This is a genomic window from Myxacorys almedinensis A (assembly GCF_010091945.1).
In the GTDB taxonomy this organism is placed as follows: Bacteria; Cyanobacteriota; Cyanobacteriia; order Leptolyngbyales; family Leptolyngbyaceae; genus Myxacorys; species Myxacorys almedinensis.
The window spans coordinates 59,564-83,303 of the sequence record NZ_WVIE01000017.1 but is presented as its reverse complement, the minus strand read 5'-3'; the positions used below and the strand labels follow the sequence as shown (position 1 = coordinate 83,303).

Genomic DNA, 23,740 nt, shown 5'->3' with positions numbered 1-23,740 from the left:
TTCTATGCAATTCGGTTTCATGTTCTTTGCCAGTGGCGAAGACGCGCTGCTAGAAGAAAAATATCGCCTGGTGATTGAAAGCGCCAGATTTGCCGATCGCCACGGCTTTAAAAGCGTGTGGGTTCCAGAACGGCACTTTACCCAGTTTGGCTGTCTCTATCCAAATCCGGCTGTGCTTCATGCTGCCCTAGCGCGGGAGACGAAGCGGATTCAACTGCGGGCAGGGAGTGTGGTTCTGCCGTTGCACTCTCCGATTCGAGTGGCAGAAGAATGGGCGGTGGTGGATAATCTCTCTGATGGCAGGGTGGGCATCTCGTTTGCGGCGGGCTGGAATCCAAACGATTTTGCTGGTTGCCCCGATCGCTACGCTGATCGCTATGACATTCTGTTTGCCGGAATTCAAACGGTTCAAAAGCTGTGGCGAGGCGAATCCATTTGGATGCCGAATGGCAAAAATATTCCGGTTGAAATTCGCATTTACCCGACCCCGATTCAATCAGAATTGCCGATTTGGGTGACAGCAGCAGGTAGTCCCAAAACCTTTATTCGCGCTGGGGAAATTGGAGCCAATCTACTCACGCATTTGTTTGACCACACGGTGGAGGAGCTAGCTGAAAAAATTGCGCTCTATCGGGAGGCTCGATCGCGGCAGGGCTACGATCCGGCGACGGGACAAATTACGGTCACGCTGCACACCTTGATTGGGGATGATCTGCAACAAACTCGTGAACAAGCGCGGAAACCCTACTGCAATTACCTAAAATCCAATCTGGCTTTGCTCAAGGGTTTAGCAGAAAGTCGTGGCTCAACCCTTGATGTTACCCATCTTTCCACAGCCGATCTGGAAGCTTTAGCAAATCTGGTGTTTGAGAAATTTGCTGCGAGTCGATCGCTGATTGGGACACCAGAAAGCTGTTTGCCGCTGATTCAACAACTGGAGCAATTAGGCGTTGATGAAGTTGCCTGTCTGCTGGACTTTGGATTAGCTGCAAATCAGATTCTCGATCATTTGCCGCCCTTGTCTCGCCTTAAGGAAGTTTGTACTGGCGCAGATAGCGACTTGAGAAATGGATCGAGCGATCGTCCATCGATTGAGCTACCTTCACAAAATTTACTACGCGAAATTCAAGTGCGCTGCTTCCAATCGCTCCCCGCCTTGGAGTTTTACGAAAATTTGCTGACGTGGGGCGTGGAATTTGACCACAGTTTTCAGGGAATTCAGCAACTCTGGCGGCGCGACGGAGAAGCGTTAGGAGATATCCATCTACTGGAAATATTGGAATTAAACTGCTCCGATTACGCCCTGCATCCAGCATTTTTAGATGCGTGTCTACAAGTATTTTTTGCCGCTTTGCCCCGCACGATCGCGGATCAAGCGCGATCGATGCAATATCTTCCTGTTGGCTTTCAAAGGTTAAAGCAGCATCGCCCTCTAGAAAAGCGAGTGTGGAGCCATGCGATCGTGCAGTCAGAACTCAGCCCGACTGCTGAACAGTTTGAGGGAACGGTACAAATTTTGGATCAAACGGGTGCTGTGTTAATAGAGATCATTGGGCTGCGGTTGCAGCGGGTGATTTCTGAGCCACAGTTACCAGAAAAACCTCCCGAAGATTGGTTCTACCAAATTGAGTGGCAATCGATCGCCCCACCCGTTGCCGCACTTCAGCCTGCGGATTGGCTGCGATCGCCCCAGCAAATTACCGCACATTTCTTTCCATCCGCACCGTCTGAACTCTCGATTTATCAGGAGCTTAACCCGCAGCTAGAAATTCTCAGCACGACCTATATCCTTTCGGCATTTCAGCAGTTAGGCTGGAATTTTTCAGACGGTGCGATCGTCTCCACTGCTTCACTCACTGAACTAGGAATTGCAACAGCCCATCAACGGTTATTAGAACGTCTGCTGCAAATTTTGCAGGAAGATGAAATTTTGTGCCGACTGAATTCAACCCAGTGGAAATGCAATCTTCCGGCTCACAGAGATGCTTCACAGCAATGGAATGATCTGTGGACAACTTATCCTGCCTGTCGTGCCGAATTAACGCTGTTGGAGCGCTGTGGAACCCGATTAGCAGACGTGCTGCAAGGGCAATGCGACCCCCTGCAATTACTCTTTCCTGACGGATCGCTGGATTTAGTCGAGCAGCTTTATCAACACGCTCCAGCCGCTCAAGTCATGAATCGCTGGGTGCAACAGACGATCGCTGAAGCTGTGAACGATCTACCAAATGGTCGCCAAATCCGCATTCTGGAAATTGGGGCTGGAACCGGAGGTACGACGGCTCAAGTGCTTCCGTCCCTACCCGCCGCGCAAACAGAGTATTGGTTCACAGATGTTTCGCGGTTGATGACAGCGAGAGCAGAGCAAAAATTCTGTGACTATCCATTTGTGCGGTGTGGAGTGCTGGATATTGAGCAAGATCCGCAGTCTCAAGACTTTGCCTCGCAGCAGTTTGATGTCATTCTGGCAGCTAATGTTTTACATGCCACAACGGATTTGCAGCAGACCTTAAAGCATGTGCAGCAATTACTGGCACCGGGTGGATTACTGGTATTGCTGGAAGGGACACAGCCGCAACGATCGCTCGATTTGGTCTTCGGTTTAACGGAGGGATGGTGGAAATTTACTGACCGATCGCTGCGTCCTGACTATCCTTTACTCGGTCAGGAGCGCTGGTGTGAACTGCTGAAAAGCACTGGATTTGCTGAGGTGAGGGCGATCGCGCCTGAAGGAATTCCAGTGCATCAAGCGGTGATTGTGGCTCAAACACCTGTAACCGTTGAAGATTGGTTAATTCTGGCTGATCAAGACGGAGTTGGCACAGAACTGGCTGAACAGCTTCGGGTTGCTGGAAAACGAGTCAGTCTCGTTCAGAGCGATCGATCTGAAGAACACTATCGATCGTTGTTACAGAAGTTCGCTGATGAGACAACCGCTCTCAAAGTAATTCACCTGGGTAGCTTGGATCTGCCTGAGTGCGATCGCTTCACAACGACTGAACTAGAATTGGCTTCAGGCTCACTCTGTTCTAATTTGTTATCTCTCCTTCAGGCGCTGACAGAGTTTGGCAAAACTCCGCAACTGTGGTTAGTCACTCAGGGTAGCCAGTCTGTTAAACCGACTGATCCACAAGCCATCATTCCGTCGTTACTGTGGGGATTGGGTCAAGTCATTGCCGTGGAGCAACCGCAGCTTTGGGGCGGACTGATTGATCTTGATCCGAGTGCATCGGTTGAACAAAATGCCGCTGCACTACTGCAAGCAATCTCTAGTGATTCCCCAATCGCTTACCGACAGGGGGAATGGTATACGCCTCGATTGGTGCAGCATCAAGCTACCGTCCAATCAGCAATTCAGGTTCAGTCAGAGGGTAGCTACTTGCTTACCGGAGGATTTGGAGATTTGGGTTTGCTGGTAGCACAGTGGTTAGTTCGACAGGGATCGCGACATCTGATTTTGGTGGGACGATCATCCCTACCGCCCCGCAGCCAGTGGGATGATCCCCAAGAGATCCGTGTGGCAAATCAGATTCAGACCATTCGGACGATCGAGGCATCTGGGGCAACCGTTTATCTGGAATCTGCCGATGTAGCAGACGAAGCCCAGATGATCGCAGCACTGCATCACCTGCAAGAACAGGGATGTCCCAAAATTCGTGGGGTGATGCACTTAGCGGGAATTCCTCAACCGATGGTTCCACTTCAGCAGTTAGATCAGGAAACCTTGACGGCAGTGTTGCGCCCGAAGGTGCTGGGCAGTTGGGTTTTGCATCGACTGTTTGCCAATCAGTCGCTCGACTGGTTTGTCTTATTCTCATCCTGGGCAGGGCTGTTGGGAGCAGTGGGACAACAGTTGGGCAGCTACAGCGCCGCCAATGCGTTTCTAGATACCCTGGCTCACTACCGCCGATCGCATGGGCAGACAGCGTTAAGTATTGCCTGGGGAGACTGGGCAGAAGTGGGAATGCGATCGCGCTATGTCCAACAGGGCTATCGACTGTTGCCAGATAGCTGGACTCTTCTGCCTGAGCAGGGTTTAGCTGCGCTGGAACACTTGCTGTATCAGGATGCAGCGCAGGTGGCAGTGTTGCCTGTGCCCTGGTCGGAGTTTTTCCAGTTGTTCCCGGATGCTCGATCGTCGCTGCTGCAACAGATTGCCAGTCAACCCACTGAACCTCAGAAGTCGGATGCCCAATCTCCTGCCTGGTTGCAGACACTAGAGAGCCTTCCTGCCAACGGACGCTTAGAGGCGCTGCAAGCCCATATCCAGGAACAAGCTGCCAGGGTTTTGGGAATTCAACCGCCCCATCGCTTAGACCCGCAGCGGGGACTGTTTGAACTAGGAATGGATTCCCTGATGGCGCTGGAACTGAAGCATCGATTGGAATCGAGCCTGGGATGCTCAATTCCGGCAATTCTGGCATTTGAGCATCCAACCGTGAGTGCCCTGACAACCCATCTGGCTCAAACCATTTTGGGCTGGGAGGAACTCACGATCGCCCCCGCGATCGCTCCAGATATCGACTTGAATGATCCCTTAACCAAGATTCAGCAGTTGTCGGACGACGAAGTTGAGCGGCTGCTATCCGAAAAGATTTCCAGGGCAAGCCTATGAACGCATTTCTAGAACAAATTACAGACCTTTCTCCCAAACGGTTGGCGCTGCTGGCGGTGGAGTTGAAATCCCAACTGGATGCCCTTCAGCAGGCAAAGACCGAACCGATCGCGCTGGTCGGAATGGGGTGTCGGTTTCCTGGAGCCGTCAATCATCCGGCTGCATTTTGGCAACTGCTGCGAGATGGCATTGATCCGATCGCGGAAGTGCCTCCGGAACGCTGGCAGGTCAACGCTTATTATGATCCCAATCCGAATGCTCCTGGCAAAACGTACACGCGCTGGGGCGGATTTTTATCCCAAGTGGATCAGTTTGATCCCGATTTTTTTGGCATTAGTCCACGGGAAGCCATTGGCATGGACCCGCAGCAGCGGTTGCTTTTAGAGGTTGCCTGGGAAGCTTTGGAACATGCTGGACAAGCCCCGCGTGATTTGGTTGGCAGTAAGACAGGCGTATTTGTTGGGATTGGGACCAGTGACTATGCCAACCTGCAAACCAGGGCAGGAAATCCAGCAGCGATCGATGCCTACATTGGTACAGGAAATGGATTTAGTTTTGCCGCAGGTCGCCTGTCTTATTTACTGGGATTACAGGGTCCGAGTCTAGCGCTGGATACTGCCTGTACCTCATCGCTGATGGCGGTTCATCTAGCGTGTCAGAGCCTCCGCAACCGGGAGTGCAATTTGGCGCTGGTTGGAGGCGTGAATTTGATTTTGTCGCCAGAGGCGAACGTGATTTTTTCCAAAACTCGGTTGATGTCTGCCAGGGGTCGCTGCCGTACCTTTGATGCAGCAGCAGATGGCTATGTGCGATCGGAAGGCTGCGGCGTGGTGGTTCTGAAGCGGCTCTCTGATGCAGAGGCAGCAGGAGATTACATTTGGGCAACCCTTCGGGGAACGGCGGTGAATCATGGCGGCGCGAGTGGTGGCTTAACCATTCCCAATGGGGCAACGCAGCAAACCGTGATTCGAGAAGCCTTGGCGCAGTCCGGCATCCAACCTGCTCAAATCTCGTATGTCGAAGCGCAGGGAACCGGAACCCCGATCGGTGATCCGATCGAAGTTCGGGCGCTAGCGACGGTGTTGGGTGAAGGGCGATCGGGGGAAACTCCGCTGTTCCTCGGCTCTGTCAAAACCAATATTGGACACACAGAAACTGCCTCCGGAATGGCTAGCTTAATTAAGGTGGTGTTGGCGCTGCACCATCAAGAATTGCCGCCGCACCTGCATTTTCAGCAGCTTAATCCAAATATTTCGCTGGAGGAGATTCCCGCCAAAATTCCAACTCAACGCATCCCGTGGATACCAATTCAGGGAAGACGGATTGCTGGAATTAATGCCTTTGGCGCAAATGGCACCAATGCTCATGTGATTGTGGAAGCGCCTCCGGATCGTCCGGTTAAATCCATTGAGTCCGATCGCCCCCTGCACCTGTTCAGCGTTTCGGCAAAAAGCCCAACTGCCTTGCGATCGCTGGTTCAGCAGTATGTGCAGGCTCTCAAAGATCAGCCGCCTAACGCGATCGCGGACATTTGCTACAGTGCAGCAGCCGGACGATCGCACTTTGATTATCGCTTTGCCTGTGTCAGTCATTCTTTAGCAGAAATTCAGCAGCAGTTAGCGATCTGGCTGCATCAAAGTGCGAACGAATTCGTTGATCAGCCACCCACCGCAGAGCGTCAGAAAATTGTTTTCTTGTTTCCCGGTGATGCAACGGAATGGGTTGGAATTCAGCTATACCAAACTCAGCCTACGTTTCGACGAATTTTGGAGCAGTGCGATCGGCTTTTACAACCTGTTCTGAAACAGTCGCTTTTTTCACTGCTTGATTCCCAAAATTGCACTGTAGCAAAGGTGAATAAGCCGAGTTCGGCAGCGATCGCGTTTGTACTAGAGTATGCGCTGGCGCAATTGTGGCAGTCCTGGGGAATTCAGCCGGATGCTGTTCTGGGATACGGAGTAGGAGAATTGGTCGCCGCTTGTGTGGCTGGTGTGTTGAGCTTGGAGGAGACGCTACAGTTCATCACTCAGCCATCAGAACACCCTTTGCAGGCTGCGGCTCCCCGTCTGACGCTGGTTTCTGGAGCAACCGGACAACTCCTTGATCACAACACTGCAAAGACTCACTGGCAGCAATGCTTGCTTCGATCGTCCGACAACCTGACTGGAATTCAAACGCTTCTGGATCAAGGGTTTCAATCCTTTCTAGAAATTGGATTGCACTCCACGACGCTAGAAGCCTTGCAGCAAAAGTTCTCTGCTCAAACTCAATTGTGGCTACCGTCCCTCGATCCTCAAACGGGCGACTGGGAAACCCTGTTAAATAGTCTGAAGAAACTTTATCTACACGGCTTTGAGGTCGATTGGGCTGGATTCGATCGCGACTACCCTCGTCAACGGCAACCGCTTCCCACCTATCCATTTGAACGCCAACGGTACTGGCTAGAGTTAGACGATCGTCCGCCAATTGAAGCGCGATCGCTCCGCTCTGGAGTGTCCCGTGAAACGCTGCTGACTCTAGAACCAAACCAGCAACAGCAAGCATTGGAGAGCTACTTACGCGATCGCATTGCTCACGCGCTGAGAGTTCCATTGGTGGAAATTGAATCGACACGATCGCTCAAAACCCTGGCGCTGGATTCGATTATGGCGCTGGAACTGAAGAGCGATTTAGAAACTGATCTGGGAGTTACGATCGCCATTACAGCGCTGCTGGAAGATACCTCGATCATGGATCTGGCGGCTCAACTGGTTCACGAGCTTTCCACCGCAACTCGCCCCATCCTGCCCCGAATTCAACCCGATCCAGAGCAGCGCTGTCAACCGTTTCCACTCAACGACATTCAAGAAGCGTACTGGATTGGTAGAACGCGATCGTTTGAGATGGGCAACATTGCTGCCCATGTCTATGCCGAATTCGACAGTTCTAATCTGGATTTGCAACGGCTGAATCGTGCGTTTCAACAGTTGGTGGTACACCATGACACGCTGCGAACGATCGTCCTGCCTGATGGGCAACAGCAAGTTCTCGCCTCGGTGCCTCCGTATGAAATTCACGAGTGGGATTTGCGCGGCAAGTCGCTAGATGCCGTGACCACTGAACTTGCCGCGATTCGACAGCAGCTATCCCATCGAGTCCGCCAGCCAGATACCTATCCCTTGTTTGAAGTGAGTGCAGCGCGGCTGGATGAACAGCGAATCCGCCTGTTTCTCAGCTTTGATAATTTGCTTGTGGATGCTGCCAGTCTCGCTTTGTTACTCAAACAGTGGCAGCAGCTTTACCAGAAGGACACTGCGCTGCCTGAGTTGGGTCTCACATTCCGCGATTACGTTCTAGCACTGAAGACCCTGGAAGCCTCCGAGGTGTATCAGCGATCGCTCACCTACTGGCAAGCCCGAATCCCCCAACTGCCGTCTGCACCAGAGCTTCCTTTGGCGATCGCACCGACTGCCATTGACACCCCTCGGTTTGCACGTCGGACTGTCCGACTGTCGCAGGAAATTTGGCAGCAGTTGAAGCAGCGTGCCGTTCAAGCAGGTTTAACTCCATCGGGAATCCTGCTAGCTGCTTATGCTGATGTGTTAGCCACCTGGAGCAAAACTCGTCACTTCACGATTAACCTGACGACCTTTAATCGGCTGCCGCTGCATCCTCAAGTCAATGATCTCGTCGGTGATTTTACGTCCCTCACTTTACTAGCAGTGGATTACAGGCGATCGGCTCCCTTCCAGAAACGTGCCCAACAGCTTCAGCACCAATTGTGGCAAGACCTAGAACACGGTGCCGTCAGTGGTGTGCGAGTTTTGAGAGAACTCTCCCGCGCTCAAGCAGGATCGGGGCGAGTCACCATGCCCGTCGTTTTTACCAGTTTGCTGGCAAATCCTCAGATGCAGGATGAAACGGCATTTGCTACCGAATGGCTCGGCAAGTTTGTCTACAGCATTGCTCAAACTCCCCAAGTTTGGTTGGATCACCAGGTTTACGAGGAAAAAGGAACGCTGGTGTTCAACTGGGATGCGGTAGAGGAATTATTTCCATCTGGGATGATAGATGTGATGCTGACTGCTTACTGTCGCCTGCTGGAAGATTTAGCAACTCGCGATCGACCCTGGCAGTCAGCCCGATCGGTGTCGCTACCAACGGCAGATCAAGATTTACAGACGACCCTCAATGCTACCGCTGCTCCGATATCAAAGCATCTGCTGCATACCCTGTTCATAACTCAGGCTCAAATGCAGCCGGATCACTTCGCGGTGATTGCGCCCGATCTCAGCCTCACCTACGCCGAACTCTTGCGTCGTGCTACCCACATTGGGCATCAGCTACGACGATCGGGAGTGCTGCCGAATCAACTGGTGGCGATCGTTCTGGAAAAAGGCTGGCAGCAAGTTGTTGCAGTATTGGGAGTCCTGATGGCGGGGGGTGCCTACGTGCCGATCGACCCGGAACTGCCGCAGGAACGCCGTGACTATTTGCTGAAGCAGACTGCCGTTCGGCATGTTTTGACGCATCGATGTCTCAAAGAGTCATTCGCTGCCAGGCATTTGCAGGTTTGGGAAGTTGAGGATGTGGACTGGATCGACGAGCCGCTTCTAGAACCCGTGCAGCAGCCAACCGACCTTGCCTATGTGATCTACACCTCCGGTTCTACAGGGCTTCCCAAAGGCGTAATGATCGACCATCAGGGAGCCGTTAACACAATTCTGGACATCAATCAGCGCTTCCAGGTCGGAGCGCACGATCGCGTGTTTGCTCTTTCTTCTCTCAGCTTTGACCTGTCCGTGTATGACATTTTTGGAACGCTGGCGGCGGGCGGCACGATCGTCTTGCCCCCTGCGAGGGCAACGAAAGATCCCGCCGTTTGGTCAGAGATTTTGGGACGCGAACAAGTCACGCTGTGGAATTCCGTCCCCGCCTTAATGCAAATGCTGCTGGAATATGGCGCGGGGCGCTGCGGGGTGTTACCGGACAGTCTGCGTTTGGTGCTGCTGAGTGGAGACTGGCTGCCACTTTCCTTGCCCGATCGGCTCAAACAATTCGTTCCAGCAGTGCAAGTGGTCAGTTTGGGCGGCGCGACCGAGGCTTCGATTTGGTCGATTCTGTATCCGATCGCGTCCGTTGATCCAGCCTGGAAAAGCATTCCCTATGGTCAGCCGATGCAAAATCAGCAATTTTATGTGCTGGATGAGCAACTGGAGCCGCGTCCGGTCTGGGTGCCAGGGCAGTTGTATATCGCGGGAACGGGTTTAGCGCAGGGCTACTGGCAGGATGACACCAGAACGATCGCCAGTTTCATCGAGCATCCTGAAGCTGGACGGCTCTACAACACTGGAGATCTGGGACGATACTTACCCAGTGGGCAGATCGAGTTTCTGGGGCGCGAAGATTCTCAGGTGAAGCTGCGGGGCTACCGAATTGAGCTAGGGGAAATTGAAGCTACCCTGGAGCAGCATCCGGCAGTTCAGAAAGCGGTGGTTTTGGCGACGGGGGACGGAGCACTTCAGCAGCTTGTGGCGTATGTGATTCCCGATGTGGCTGAATCGGATTCACTGTTTTTGCAGCGTCAGGCATCGGTGACACTACAGCAGTGGGAGGGGCTAAACAGGGCACTCCAGCCGACTCCTGAATCGATCGACCTTCAGGCATTTTCAGAATTTTGGCAATCTTTGGAGCAGCTTTATCTCAACGCCGCAGGAGTTGCGTTATGCAAGCTGGGAGCTTTTAACTCTGCTGACGAGGCAGATACAACAGAACTGCTGCGGCACGGTCAGATTCAGCCTCGCTATCAACGCTGGCTGCAACGGGCACTGACTCAGTTAGCGCAAACGGGTTGGCTGCGACAGAAGGACGATCGTTTTGTGCAAATATCCCCTTTACCGACCCATCTGTCTCTCGATCTGATCGCCAGTGTTCACGCGGGAGCGACAGAGGGTTTGGGATTGAGTCAGGCAGCGACTCAACTACTGCTTCAGGTGGCTGAAAATCTGGCGGATATCCTGACCGAGACACAGCATTCAGCAGAAATCTACGCCGCCGACGCTGTTCCGGAAATTTATCAAAAGCAGTTTCAAGCAAGCAATGCTGTGATGCGATCGGTGATTAGCGCGATCGCTCAATCCTGGCAGTCGGAACCGTTGCGAATTCTGGAAGTGGGTGCCGGGATTGGCTCCACGACGCTGCATCTGTTGCCTGTGCTTCCCCCCGATCGCACGACTTACCTGTTCACCGATATTTCCAGCTATTTCTTGCAGCGGGCGCGATCGATGTTTGCGGCTTATCCATTTCTACAAACCGGACTGCTGGATTTGGAGCAAGACCCACAGGAACAGGGCTATGAATTGCATACTTTCGATGTCGTGATTGCCTCTAGTGTTCTTCATGCCACCCGCAACATCGGCGAAACCTTGCACTACATTCGTTCGCTTCTGGCACCGGGGGGACTCTTACTGCTGCTGGAAGAAACCCAGTTCCATCCTGCCTTTGACCTGAGTATGGGGCTGCAACAGGGCTTCGATCGATTTGAAGATACCGACCTGCGGCAACAGCATCCCCTACTCTCTCAGGAACAATGGCGGCAAGTTCTCACCGATGCCGGATTTACCGATTGCCAAATTCTGCATCAACCTAGCTCGATCGCTGAGTGGCTAGGGTTTGATGTGCTGCTGGCGCGGGGTCCTGCATCAGTTCAGCACTTTCAGCCGCAGAAACTCCGAACGTTTCTCGCACAGAAGCTACCAGAGTACATGCTGCCAACTGCCTATCTGCCGATGGAAACTTTACCCCTAACGGCAAACGGTAAAGTCGATCGTCGATCGCTGCTGGCTCTAAAGCGTCCCGTTGCACCGATAGAATCTTCTTTTGTGGCTCCCCGTACGACGATCGAAACGGCATTGGCAGACATTTGGTGCCAGCTTTTGGGACGCGATCGGATTGGCATTCACGACACTTTCTTTGATCTGGGAGGAGACTCCCTACTGGCAACACAGGTGATCTCCCGCGTTCGTGAAACCTTCTCAGTGGAGGTGTCGCTGCGGAACTTGTTTGAGGAGCCTACCGTGGCAAAGCTGGCAGAGGTGATTGCTCAGTCGATCGCCGATCAAGTTGATCCCGACCTGCTGGCAGAACTGGAAGCTGAATTCTTAGGGGGAGATCATGAGTAACGCCGATCGAATTGCTAATTTGTCGCCGGAGCAACTGGCGAAACTGACTCAGCGGCTTCAGCATCGGCAGGGGCGATCGCGAATTCAGCCCCAACCTCGAACAGGCAATGCTTTTCCGCTGTCGTTTGCTCAACAGCGATTGTGGTTTCTACATCAGCTTCATCCAGAAATTCCGCTCTACAACGTGCCCGCAGCAGTGGATCTCAAGGGTCGGCTACAGATGTCCGGTTTGCAGCAAAGTCTGACCGCGCTCTGCCAGCGCCACGAAGGATTGCGAACGATCTTTACCGTATCGGAATTTGGGGAACCGATGCAGGTGATTCAACCTGCTGCATCCTGGGATCTGCCAATGATAGATTTACAATCGCTGCCCCCATCTGAGCAAGAAGCAGCAGTGCAGCAGTTGGCAACTGAGGAAGCACAACGCCCGTTTGATTTGGCGCAAGGTCCGCTGCTGCGGACAACACTGTTGAAGCTGAATGCAGAGACGCATGTTCTGCTGCTCAATGTGCATCACATCGTGGCGGATGGTTGGTCGCTGGGAATTTTTGTTCGAGAACTGGCGCTGCTATACGAGGCGGTTCAAGATGGGAAGTCCTCGCCGCTACCGGATTTGCCCATTCAATACGCCGATTTTGCGATGTGGCAGCGGCAGTGGTTGCAAAAGGATCTGGATCAGCATTTATCCTACGGAAAACAGCAACTTGCGGAAGCTCCGGCGGTTCTACCGCTCCCCTGCGATCGTCCGCGTCCCCCAGTGCAAAACTTCCAGGGAGCGGTGCAAGCGGTGCATCTCTCCAGGTCACTGATCCAACCCCTGCGATCGCTGGGACAGCAGCACGGCGCAACCCTGTTTATGACGCTGCTGGCAGCCTTCAAAACGCTGCTCTATCGCTACACCGATCAAGCTGATATTTTGATTGGCGCTCCGGTGGCAAACCGTAATCGCGCTGAGACGGAAGCTCTGATGGGGGTGCTAGTAAATCCGCTGGTGCTGCGAACCAACCTTGAGGGTGATCCCACGTTTCTGGAACTGCTGCAACGAGTGCGATCGGTTGTCCTAGAAGCCAGTCACCATCAAGATTTACCGTTTGAAAAGCTGGTGGAGGCGGTGCAACCGGAGCGGAGCCTCAGTCATGCGCCGCTGCTTCAGGTCATGTTTACCCTGCAAACCGCTCCGATCGCCGCGCAGATGTGTGGTGGATTGCTTCTGAAACCGCGCCCTCTGCACACCGGAACGACACAATTTGATTGGGTGATGAACCTGCTGGAGACAGCCGAGGGCGTTGAAGGCTGGATTGAATACCGCACCGATATTTTTGATGCCGCGACAATGCGCCGTATGGTGGATCACTTTCAAACTCTTCTGACCGGAATTGCGGCAAATCCCCATCGGCAGCTTTCTCAGTTGCCGATTTTAACGGAGCCAGAGCGGCACCAGCTATTAGAAACCTGGACTCAAACTCAGACGGACTATCCGCAGACTGTGTGCCTGCATCACTGGGTAGAAATGCAGGCGCAACAGCGTCCGAATGCGATCGCCGCCCTTTGGAACGAGCAACCTCTTAGCTACGGGGAACTGAACGATCGAGCGAATCAGCTTGCTCACTTCCTCCAAAGCTGGGGAGTCGGTCCCGATCAACTGGTCGGGATTTGCCTGGAACGGTCTCTAGAAGTGCTAATCGCGATCCTGGCAGTTCTCAAGGCTGGGGGCGCTTACCTGCCGCTTGATCCTGACTACCCGTTCGATCGGTTGGCGTTCATGCTGTCTGATGCTCCAGTTGTCGGCTTAGTCACCCAGAGCCATCTGCGAAGTCGATTGCCGTCTTACTTAGGTTCGATCGTTTGTCTTGATGCGGATTGGAGCGCGATCGCCGACTATCCCACCCGCAATCCTGCCAGTTCCGTCACGCCCGATCATCTCGCTTACGTCATCTACACTTCTGGTTCTACCGGACAGCCGAAAGGCGTGCTGCTGACCCATCGTGGACTGGCAAACCTGAGTCAGGCGCAACAGCAAACCTTTCGCTTATCGTCAGACAGCCGCATTCTGCAATTTGCCTCGTTCAACTTCGATGCGTCGGTGTGGGAACTGGTGATGGCATGGCGATCGGGAGCCACTCTGTATCTGGGTCGTGCTGATCAGCGATTGCCCGGTTCCCCATTGCAGCAGTTTTTGCAAACCCACGCCATTACCCACGCAACGCTGCCCCCCTCTGCTCTCGCCGCCCTGTCTCCGTCCCATTTGCCTGCTCTGCACACGCTGATTGTGGCGGGAGAAGCCTGTCCATCGGCGTTAGTTTCCACTTGGGCAGTGGGGCGGCAATTTTTCAACGCATACGGTCCGACCGAAACGACCGTATGCGCTACGGTGGCTGAATGCACGGCAACGAATGCGAATCCCTCGATCGGGCGTGCCATTGCTAATACCCAAACCTACGTGCTGGATCGTCACAGACAGCCCGTGCCGATCGGGGTGATCGGTGAACTGTATCTCGGCAGCGTTGGGTTGGCGCGGGGATATTTAGGGCGATCGGATCTGACGGCTCAGGCGTTTCTGCCCAATCCGTTCAGTTCTGTGGTAGGTGCCCGCCTGTACAAAACTGGGGATCTGGTGCGCTATCGCGCCGATGGCAGGCTGGAATTTGTCGGACGTGCAGATCAACAGGTGAAATGGCGCGGCTTTCGGATTGAACTGGGAGAGGTGGAAGCTGCGCTACAAAAGCATCCTGCGGTTCAAGAAGCCGTGGTGATTCTGCGGCAAGATCCCGCCCAACTGGTTGCCTATGTTGTGCCGGAACCTGACGCGAACCTGACTTCCAGCAGCTTACGGCGTGATCTGCTGCAACAATTACCCGACTATTTGGTACCCTCTGTCTGCGTGCTGCTGGAGGCTCTGCCGCTAAATCCAAATGGTAAAGTCGATCGTCGCGCCCTTCCTGCTCCGGCTGCCACGCCTGCGGAAAGTTCCTCCGTGCCACCCCGCACTGCCACGGAAGCGGCTCTGGTTGAAATTTGGGCGCAGGTCTTAGGACGCGAGTCGATCGGCATTCACGATAACTTTTTTGAATTAGGCGGACATTCGCTGCTGGTGGCTCAGGTCATTGCACGGGTGCAGGACACCTTGCGGGTGGAGGTGCCGCTGCGTCGTCTGTTTGAGTTGCCAACGATCGCAGAATTTGCCGAGAGCCTGGAAGCGGAGCAGGCGATCGTCCAGTCGTTCCAGCCGATTCAACCCATTCCCCGCAGTGGGGCTTTACCCCTCTCCTTTGCCCAGCAACGGATCTGGTTTTTGCAGCAGTTGGAACCCAATAATCCGGTTTACAACATTCCCACTGTGCTGCACTTGAGCGGTTCCCTAAATCTGTCCGCCTTGGAGCAGAGTTTTAATGCCCTCTTGCAGCGGCATGAAGTCTTGCGAACCAGTATTGCAACCGTGGATGGACAGCCCCAGGCAGTGATTCACCCACCTTTCAGCTTCAACCTGTCCGTTGTGGATCTGCAAGCCCTCCCAGCCAACCAGCAGCAAATTGAGACGCAACGGCTAGCGGCAGAGGCAGCGCAACACGCCTTTGACCTGAGCCAGGCTCCCCTGTTGCGGGTGACGATCGGGCAACTCCAGCAGACTGAACACCTGCTGTTTGTCACCTTGCATCACCTGATTGGAGATGTTTGGTCTGCACAAATTCTGGTGCAGGAACTGGCAGTTCTCTACAATGCCTTCTGCCACAGCAGACCTGCTCCACTACCAGAACTCCCGATTCAGTACGTTGATTTTGCTGACTGGCAGCGGCGCTGGTTACAGGAAGACGTGCTGCAAACTCAGTTGACGTACTGGCGGCAGCAATTGCACAATCCCCCTACTCTGCTCCCGCTCCCGCTCGATCGCCCCCGTCCAGCCGTTCAGAGTTTCCGGGGCAAAACTCAGTGGATGCAACTACAACCTCCGCTCAAACAGGCACTCCAGCAATTAGGACAGCAGCACGGAGCAACGCTGTTCATGACCTTGCTAGCAGCATTTGCCACGTTGCTGTCTCGCTACACGCAGCAAACCGATATTTTGATTGGCACCCCGATCGCGAATCGTCATCATCCAGGGCTTGCCGATCTGATTGGCTGCTTCCTCAATACGCTGGTACTCCGCACCGATCTGTCAGGCAATCCTCAATTTTCTCAGGTGCTTGCTCAGGTGCGTGGAACGGCGCTGAAAGCCTATGCCCACCAAGATGTGCCGTTTGAGCAAGTGATCGAGGCACTGAACCTGGAGCGCCAGACCAGCCATACTCCCTTGGTGCAGGTGATGCTGAGTGTACATCCAGCGATCGCGCCTCTCGAAACTTCCGGCTTAACCTTGACTCCGCAAGCGAGTGTAACGAACACCGCTAAGTTTGACCTGACCCTGGTGTTTAGCGACTCGGAGGAAGGACTGCTGGGGGCACTGGAGTACAACACCGATCTGTTCGATGACTGCACGATCGCGCGGTTGCTGGAGCATTTTCAGACTTTGCTGGCAGGAATCGCGGCTGACCCAGCACAGCACCTTGCCGATCTGCCGCTGTTAACGTCCGCAGAGCGTCACACCCTGCTGGTGGAATGGAACCAAACAGCAACCGAGATTCCCAATCTGTGCCTGCACGAATGGGTAGAAGCGCAAGTGCAACAAACCCCAGAAGCGATCGCCCTCTGCTTCCAGGACTCCTCGCTGACTTATGACACCCTCAACCAGCGTGCCAATCACCTTGCTCATCATCTACAACAAGTGGGAGTCACTTCAGAAACCCGCGTCGGTCTGTTCCTAGAGCGTTCTCCGAACCTGCTGATTGCCCTACTCGCGGTGCTCAAAGCAGGTGGCACTTATGTTCCCCTCGACCCTGCTTATCCGGTTGATCGCCTCACCTTCATTCTCGCGGATGCTCAAGTTGCGGTGCTGCTGTCTGACACCGCCCTAAAAACTCCCTTTCCCTTTGCAGGTCGAGTTCTGCCGCTCGATCAAGTCTGGAGTGATGGCTCATCTCGATCTCCCCTACCCTGCCCAATTCTCCCCGACGCTCTGGCATACATCCTCTACACCTCTGGTTCCACAGGCAAACCGAAAGGGGTGCAAATTCCCCATCGCGCTGTGGTCAACTTCCTCTACTCGATGCAGCAGGACTTGAACTTGCGTCCGGGTGATGTGCTGCTGTCTGTGACCTCGCTCTCGTTTGACATCGCGGTGCTGGAATTACTCTTGCCGCTAATCGTTGGGGCGACGGTGGAACTGGTAGAGCGATCTATCACTGGAGATGGTCAACGCTTGGCAGAAATCCTAACCCAAACTCAAGCTACCTTTATGCAAGCGACCCCTGCTACTTGGCGACTGCTGCTAGCAGCAGGTTGGTCTGGTAGTCCAACTCTCACCCTGCTATGTGGCGGAGAGGCACTCACTCCTGACCTTGCAGCACAGTTGTTACCACGCGGGGCAGCACTGTGGAATCTCTATGGGCCCACTGAAACCACCATTTGGTCTACTCGCCATCACCTCAGACATCCCAACGATGCTGCGGTGATAGGACAGCCGATCGCTAACACACAACTCTACATCCTCGATGAGCAGCAGCACCCTGTGCCGATCGGGGTAGTGGGAGAACTGTACATCGGGGGTGCAGGACTGGCACACGGCTATGTCGGACGAGCCGACCTGACAGCAGAGCGATTTGTACCGGATAAATTCAGTGCAGTCCCAGGAGCGCGATTGTATCGGACAGGAGACCGAGTGAAGTATCGAGCGGATGGCAACGTCGAGTATGTGGGGCGGATGGACTATCAGGTGAAGCTGCGGGGATTTCGGATTGAGTTGGGCGAGATCGAGGCAGTGCTAGCTCAGCATCCTCTGGTAAGTCAGGCAGTTGTCCTGATTGCCGGAGAAGCTCATCCGCATCTTTTGGCGTTTGTTGTGCTGAATGATCCAGCGATCGCCGCCGCTTGCCTACGGGAATTTCTCAAAGCGAAGCTACCAGAATACATGGTGCCTAGCGAATTCCGGGTGCTGGAATCGTTTCCCTTGACTCCGAATCGCAAAATCGATCGCCAGGCATTGGCGGCTCTAGCGTCTGTCCAATCTCAGGCAACCGAGATTGTTGTGGCACCCCGCGATCCGATCGAGTCCGCGATCGCGGAGATCTGGAAGCAGGTACTTGGCGTGGAGTCGGTTGGCATGGATGCCAATTTCTTTGAACACGGCGGTCACTCCCTAATTGCCACGCAGGTGATCTCACGCATTCGGGAATCGTTTCAAGTCGAACTTCCACTCCGTTGTCTGTTTGAAGCTCCCACCATTGCAGCCCTAGCAGAGGAAGTACGATCGCAGATGCAAGCTACTCCGACATACCCTGTTCCACTGATCGAACCCGTTCTTCAACGAGACAATTTGCCGCTGTCATTTGCTCAGGAGCGACTGTGGTTTCTGGATCAACTGCAACCCGGCGATTTCGCTTACAACATGCCGATCGCTTTACGCTTGAGCGGTTCCTTGAATGTCGCCATTCTGGAGCAGAGTTTAAACACGATCGTGCAGCGCCATGAGATTTTGCGAACCACGTTTACGATCGTCAATGGCAACCCTGTTCAAGTCATTGCTTCCACACAGACGGTAAAAGTTCCCATTGTTGATCTCAGTAGCCTGGAGCCAACACAACGAAATCTGGAGCTACAGCAATTAATGACCGAAGCGGCTCGTCTCCCCTTCGATTTGGCGCAAGGTTCATTAATGCGGAGTACACTGCTGCGGCTGTCGGAGTCTGAGCATGTGGCGCTGTTGACCTTACACCATATTGTTTCAGATGGCTGGTCACTAGGTGTGCTAGTGCAAGAATTGACCGCTTGCTACAACGCCTTACTTGCAGGAAATCCTTCTCTACTGCCAGCCCTGCCCATTCAGTACGCCGATTTTGCTGTATGGCAACGGCAATGGTTGCAGGGAGAAGAGATGCAGCGGCAGATGTCCTACTGGCAGCGGAAACTGGCTGGATTGCCCCAACTGAAGCTACCGATTGATCCGCCCCAATCCACTCCAGCAGCACCGGGCGCGATCGCCACTTTCACCTTCCCTCCCAGTTTGTCTGTCGCGCTGAAAAATTTGAGCCGTCAAGCGGGAGCGACATTGTTCATGACGCTGCTGGCAGCTTTTCAAACGCTGCTTCACCGTTACAGCGGAGCAGAAGATATTGTCGTCGGCACCGATGTGGCAAACCGCAACCATGCTGGAGTCGAGCCATTAATTGGCTTCTTCGTTAATTTGCTGGTGATCCGTTCGGATCTTTCCGGAAATCCCAGCTTTAGAAACTTGCTGCAACAGGTACGGACGGTGACGCTCGAAGCCTATGCCCATCAGGATTTACCATTTTCTCGCTTAGTGGATGCTTTACGTCTTGATCGCCGCAGCCACACGCCCCTGTTTCAAGTTTTGTTTGTTTTGCAAAATGCTCCCATGCCGCCGATCGAGTTGGCTGGATTAACCGCAACGCCTCTAGTGGTTGAAACAGGAGCCGCTAAATTCGATTTAGCATTGTTTATGGAAGATACAGATCAGGGAACTGTCGGCACCTGGAATTACCGCACAGATCTGTTTCGTCCAGACACGATCGCAACCTTATCACGACAGTTTGAAACCTTGCTTAACAGTATTGTGGCTCAACCCGATACACCTGTAGGTGATCTGAACCTGTACACCGATGCCGAGAAAGCACAAAAAGCCATTGCTCAACAACAACGCAAGCTAGAGAACCTGAAGAAATTTAAGCAAATCGCGCCGAAAGCGATCAGCCTACCGCAAGGAGAACTGATTAAAACACGAGTTCTGCAATCTCATTGTCCGATGCCGCTAGTAGCGGAACCCGCGATCGAGTCCTTAGACGTAGCAGATTGGGCAAGGGAAAATCGCGTCTGGATTGAAACCCAGCTATTGCAGCATGGAGGCATTCTATTTCGGGGCTTTCAGGTTCCATCGGCTCAAGCGTTTGAGCAGGTTGCTCAAGCAATTTGTCCAGAGTTATTTGAGGAATATGGCGATTTGCCCAGAGCAGGCATTAGTGGAAAAGTGTACGGCTCCACTCCCTATCCTGCTGATAAAGCGATTCTGTTTCACAACGAAAGCTCTCACCTGCATCGCTATCCGATGAAAATCTGGTTTTACTGTGTGCAGCCTGCTGAGCAAGGGGGAGAAACCCCGATCGTCGATTGTCGGCAGATGTATCAGCATCTCAGCCCAGCAGTCCGCGATCGATTGTTAGAGAAGCAACTGATGTACGTCCGCAACTATACAAAAGGGTTGGATGTAAGCTGGCAAGATTTCTTCCGCACCCGCGATCGAACCGTTGTTGAAACCTACTGTCGCCAAGCCGGAATTGAGTTTGAATGGCTGAACCACGACGGTTTAAGAACTCGTCAAATTCGACCTGCGATCGTTCAGCATCCGAAGACTCAGGAGTGGGTATTTTTCAATCAATTACAACTACATCATCTGTCATTTTTGGATCTGTCCGTTCAGGCATCCCTGCTAGATTTATTTGGCGCGGAAACTTTACCTCGGCAGGTTTATTACGGCGATGGATCTGATATTGAAGCGTCCGTTTTAACGGAAATTCAAGAACTTTATCAACAGTTAAAGCAGCAGTTTACTTGGCAGTCAGGAGACATTTTGATGCTGGATAATCTGCTGGTTGCTCACGGGCGCAATCCTTACGTTGGGTTCCGCAAAATTGTTGTGGCAATGGGGGAAATGAGCCTCGATCGCCTCCCATCCGCTAGTCAAACTTAAACGGGAGAAATACATCTATGCAAGACCCAATCATTACAGGATACAGGTTGTCTCCTCAACAAAATCGATTATGGGCGCTACAGGCATCTGGTGATCGCTATGTTGCTCAATCTGTGATTCGGTTGAGAGAGATTGATGTCGATCGCCTACACGCCGCTCTCCAAGCTGTCGTGAATCGCCATGACAGTTTACGAACTACGTTTGGTCGTCGGGCTGGGATGAAACAACCGCTGCAAGTTATTCATCCTGTAGCTTCAATTAACTGGCGACACCTCGATCTAAGCGCTGAAGATTCTAAAACCCAAGCCTCTCAGATCGAACAGTTAATTACAGCGGAGCAAGGCGAGTTCGATAATCTAGAGCAGTTACCATTATTGCGATCGCTCTTACTTGCACTGTCACCCCAGAAATTCTTGTTAGTTCTGACATTGCCTGCGCTCTGTGCAGATACAAAAAGTCTGCAAAATTTGCTAAAGGATCTATTTCAAGCTTACACGCACAACTCAACTGATCAAATTTCACCAGAGGAAGTGGTGCAGTATGTGCAGTTCTCAGAGTGGCAGAATGAACTGTTAGAAGAAAACAACATTGCGGAATCGTACTGGCAGCAAAATTCGCAGCTAACCTCATTAAAGTTGCCATTTAGAGTGATCTCAGATGGTATCACTTCATTTAAGCCACAGGTTTATTCTGTTCCCCTCTCGCCTGAAATTAACACTCAAATTCAAGCGACAGCAGAGCGGTATGGTGTATCGATCGCGCTCTTTCTACTAGCGTGCTGGCAGGTGTTGATCAGGCGGCTTACTGGACAAACAGAGATCACGACCGGAGTTGTTTGGAGCTATCAACAGTATGAAGAATTAGAGTCTGTTGTTGGCTTATTGAGCCAGTCTTTACCATTAAAGAGTTGTTTAACAGAAGAGATGTTATTCAGCGAAGTGTTGCGTCAGATTCATCAAACTTGGCAGGAAATGGAGGAGTGGCAGGACAGGTTTGATGGATTGAAGGATCAAGAATTCTTTCCTTTAAGCTTTGAGTTTTCTGAGCAGTTATCCCAATCCGTGTCAGAACTATCCTGGGAAATTGAACGGCAGCAGGTTTATAGCGATCGCTTCGACCTAAAACTCAACAGCTTTACCCAAGCAGGTCATCTAACGATAGAGTTGCAGTACAATTCCAACTTGTTTTCTACTCAAGCGATCGCGCGTCTCGCATCTCAGCTACAGACTCTACTTGACAGTGCCAGTCAACCAGAATGTTCGATCGCTCAACTTAATCTTTTGAGTGCGGAAGACCGTGATCAACTGCTAGTTCAATGGAACAACACAGCAGTTGATCATCCACTTAACGAGTGTTTGCCTCAGCAATTTGAACAGCAAGTTGAGCGAACTCCCGATGCCATTGCTTTGGTATTTGAGAATCACTCGATGACTTATCGAGAATTAAACAATCAAGCTAACCGATTAGCTCATTACTTGCAACAATGCGGGGCTGTACCAGATATTCCAATTGCGATCTATTTGGAGCGATCGTTAGAGCTAATTATCGCAATTTTGGCAGTCCTGAAAGCAGGAAGTGCTTACCTGCCGCTAGATCCAGCCTTACCAACTGCTGGCTTAGAGTTTCGCTTACAGGATGCTCAAGTGCCGATCGTCATCACCCAGAGATCGTTATTGAACCGCCTGCCTGAACCGTTGTCCCAGGTAATTTGTTTGGATCACGATCAAGCAACGATCGCTCAATCCAGTTCTGAGAATCCCAACCTTGCGATCGCCCCGACAAACATTGCCTACATCATTTACACCTCTGGTTCGACTGGGCAACCCAAGGGAGTGGCGATTGAACATCGGCAGATTCTCAACTACCTGCACAGCATTTCAGCAAGGTTGAATTTTCCACCAAACGCCAGCTATGCGATCGTATCCACACTGGCAGCCGACCTCAGCTATACGATGCTGTTTCCCTGTCTCTGTAGTGGCGGCTGTTTACATATCATTGCGGCTGAGCGCACCTGTGATGCCCAAGCGCTGGTTGAATATTTTAGCCAGCACCCGATCGATTGTCTCAAAATTGTTCCCTCCCATCTACAAGCCTTACTCGATTGTCCAGATTCAACCAAAATTTTGCCCCGACAGCGATTAATTTTGGGCGGAGAAGTTTGCCGTTGGAGCTTAATTGAGCAGATTCAGCAACAGATGCCTACCTGTGAAATTTTTAATCATTATGGACCTACGGAAACAACAGTGGGGGTACTCACTTACGCGGTTAAACCGGAGTCTTTAGCCGAGCGCATCTCTGAAACAGTGCCAATCGGGCGAGCGATCGACAACACGCAACTTTATGTTCTGGATGGCAGCGGAAATCCTGTGTCGATCGGAGTCGCAGGTGAACTTTATATCGGTGGTGCAGGACTGGCGCGAGGGTATTTGAATCGTCCTGATCTAACTGCTGAAAAGTTCATCTCTCATCAGCTTAATCAGCGGCTCTACAAAACCGGAGATTTGGTTCGATATTTACCCGACGGCAACCTGGAATTTTTGGGGCGCGTTGACCAACAAGTTAAACTGCATGGATTTCGGATTGAGTTGGGAGAAATTGAAGCGTTATTGTTGCACCATCGAGATGTGAAAGAATCCGTCGTGCTGTTGAGGGAAGATGATCCCAAAAATCTGGTGCTAACAGCTTACGTAGTACTGAAATCTACCATCTCAATTCCTGTGTTAGAACTCCGCCAATTTTTGAAGCAGAAACTACCGGAATATATGATTCCTGCTACCTTTGTGGAGTTAAAAGCACTGCCACTAACTATCAACGGTAAAGTCGATCGTCACGCACTGCCGCTACCTGAAAAAGCTAGATCTGCCCAATCTTATGTTGCGCCTCGCAATTCGGTTGAAACGACGATCGCCGCCATCTGGTCAGAAATTCTGGGATTGGAAACGGTTGGCATTTACGACAACTTCTTTGAGCTAGGCGGACACTCCCTGTTGGCAACTCAAGTACTAGCTCGATTACGCCAGACCTTTCAGGTGGAACTTCCACTGCGTCAACTATTTGAGGCGCATACGGTTGCAGAGGTCGCTGAGCAGATCGAGGCAATCCTGCTGGTGGAAATTGAAGAACTAACCGAAACAGAAGCGCAAGAACTTGTTCAAAAGGTGGGATAGAAGA

At 52.5% G+C, this 23,740-nt stretch carries 4 protein-coding genes; all 4 read left to right on the top strand.

Annotated elements, in window-relative coordinates:
• Nucleotides 1–4: 4 nt before the first annotated feature.
• Genes GS601_RS15050 through GS601_RS15035 form a run of 4 tightly spaced genes read left to right on the top strand, consistent with a single transcriptional unit; the run spans nucleotide 5 to nucleotide 23,736 of the window.
• Nucleotides 5–4,615 carry a MupA/Atu3671 family FMN-dependent luciferase-like monooxygenase gene (locus tag GS601_RS15050; protein WP_162424104.1) on the top strand — a complete coding sequence of 1,537 codons (4,611 nt, stop codon included), beginning with the start codon at nucleotides 5–7 and terminating at the stop codon, nucleotides 4,613–4,615.
• On the top strand, nucleotides 4,612–11,775 hold the full coding sequence (locus GS601_RS15045) for a hybrid non-ribosomal peptide synthetase/type I polyketide synthase (RefSeq protein ID WP_162424103.1): 7,164 nt from the start codon (nucleotides 4,612–4,614) through the stop codon (nucleotides 11,773–11,775). The genes GS601_RS15050 and GS601_RS15045 overlap by 4 nt, the downstream gene beginning before the upstream one ends.
• Nucleotides 11,768–20,569 (top strand): non-ribosomal peptide synthetase, encoded by an 8,802-nt coding sequence (locus tag GS601_RS15040; RefSeq protein ID WP_162424102.1) that lies wholly within the window; start codon nucleotides 11,768–11,770, stop codon nucleotides 20,567–20,569. Before GS601_RS15045 ends, GS601_RS15040 begins: the two co-directional genes overlap by 8 nt.
• A 17-nt stretch (nucleotides 20,570–20,586) precedes the next feature.
• Nucleotides 20,587–23,736, top strand: coding sequence for a non-ribosomal peptide synthetase (locus GS601_RS15035; protein ID WP_162424101.1), 3,150 nt, complete (start codon nucleotides 20,587–20,589; stop codon nucleotides 23,734–23,736).
• The last annotated feature ends 4 nt before the right edge of the window (nucleotides 23,737–23,740 follow it).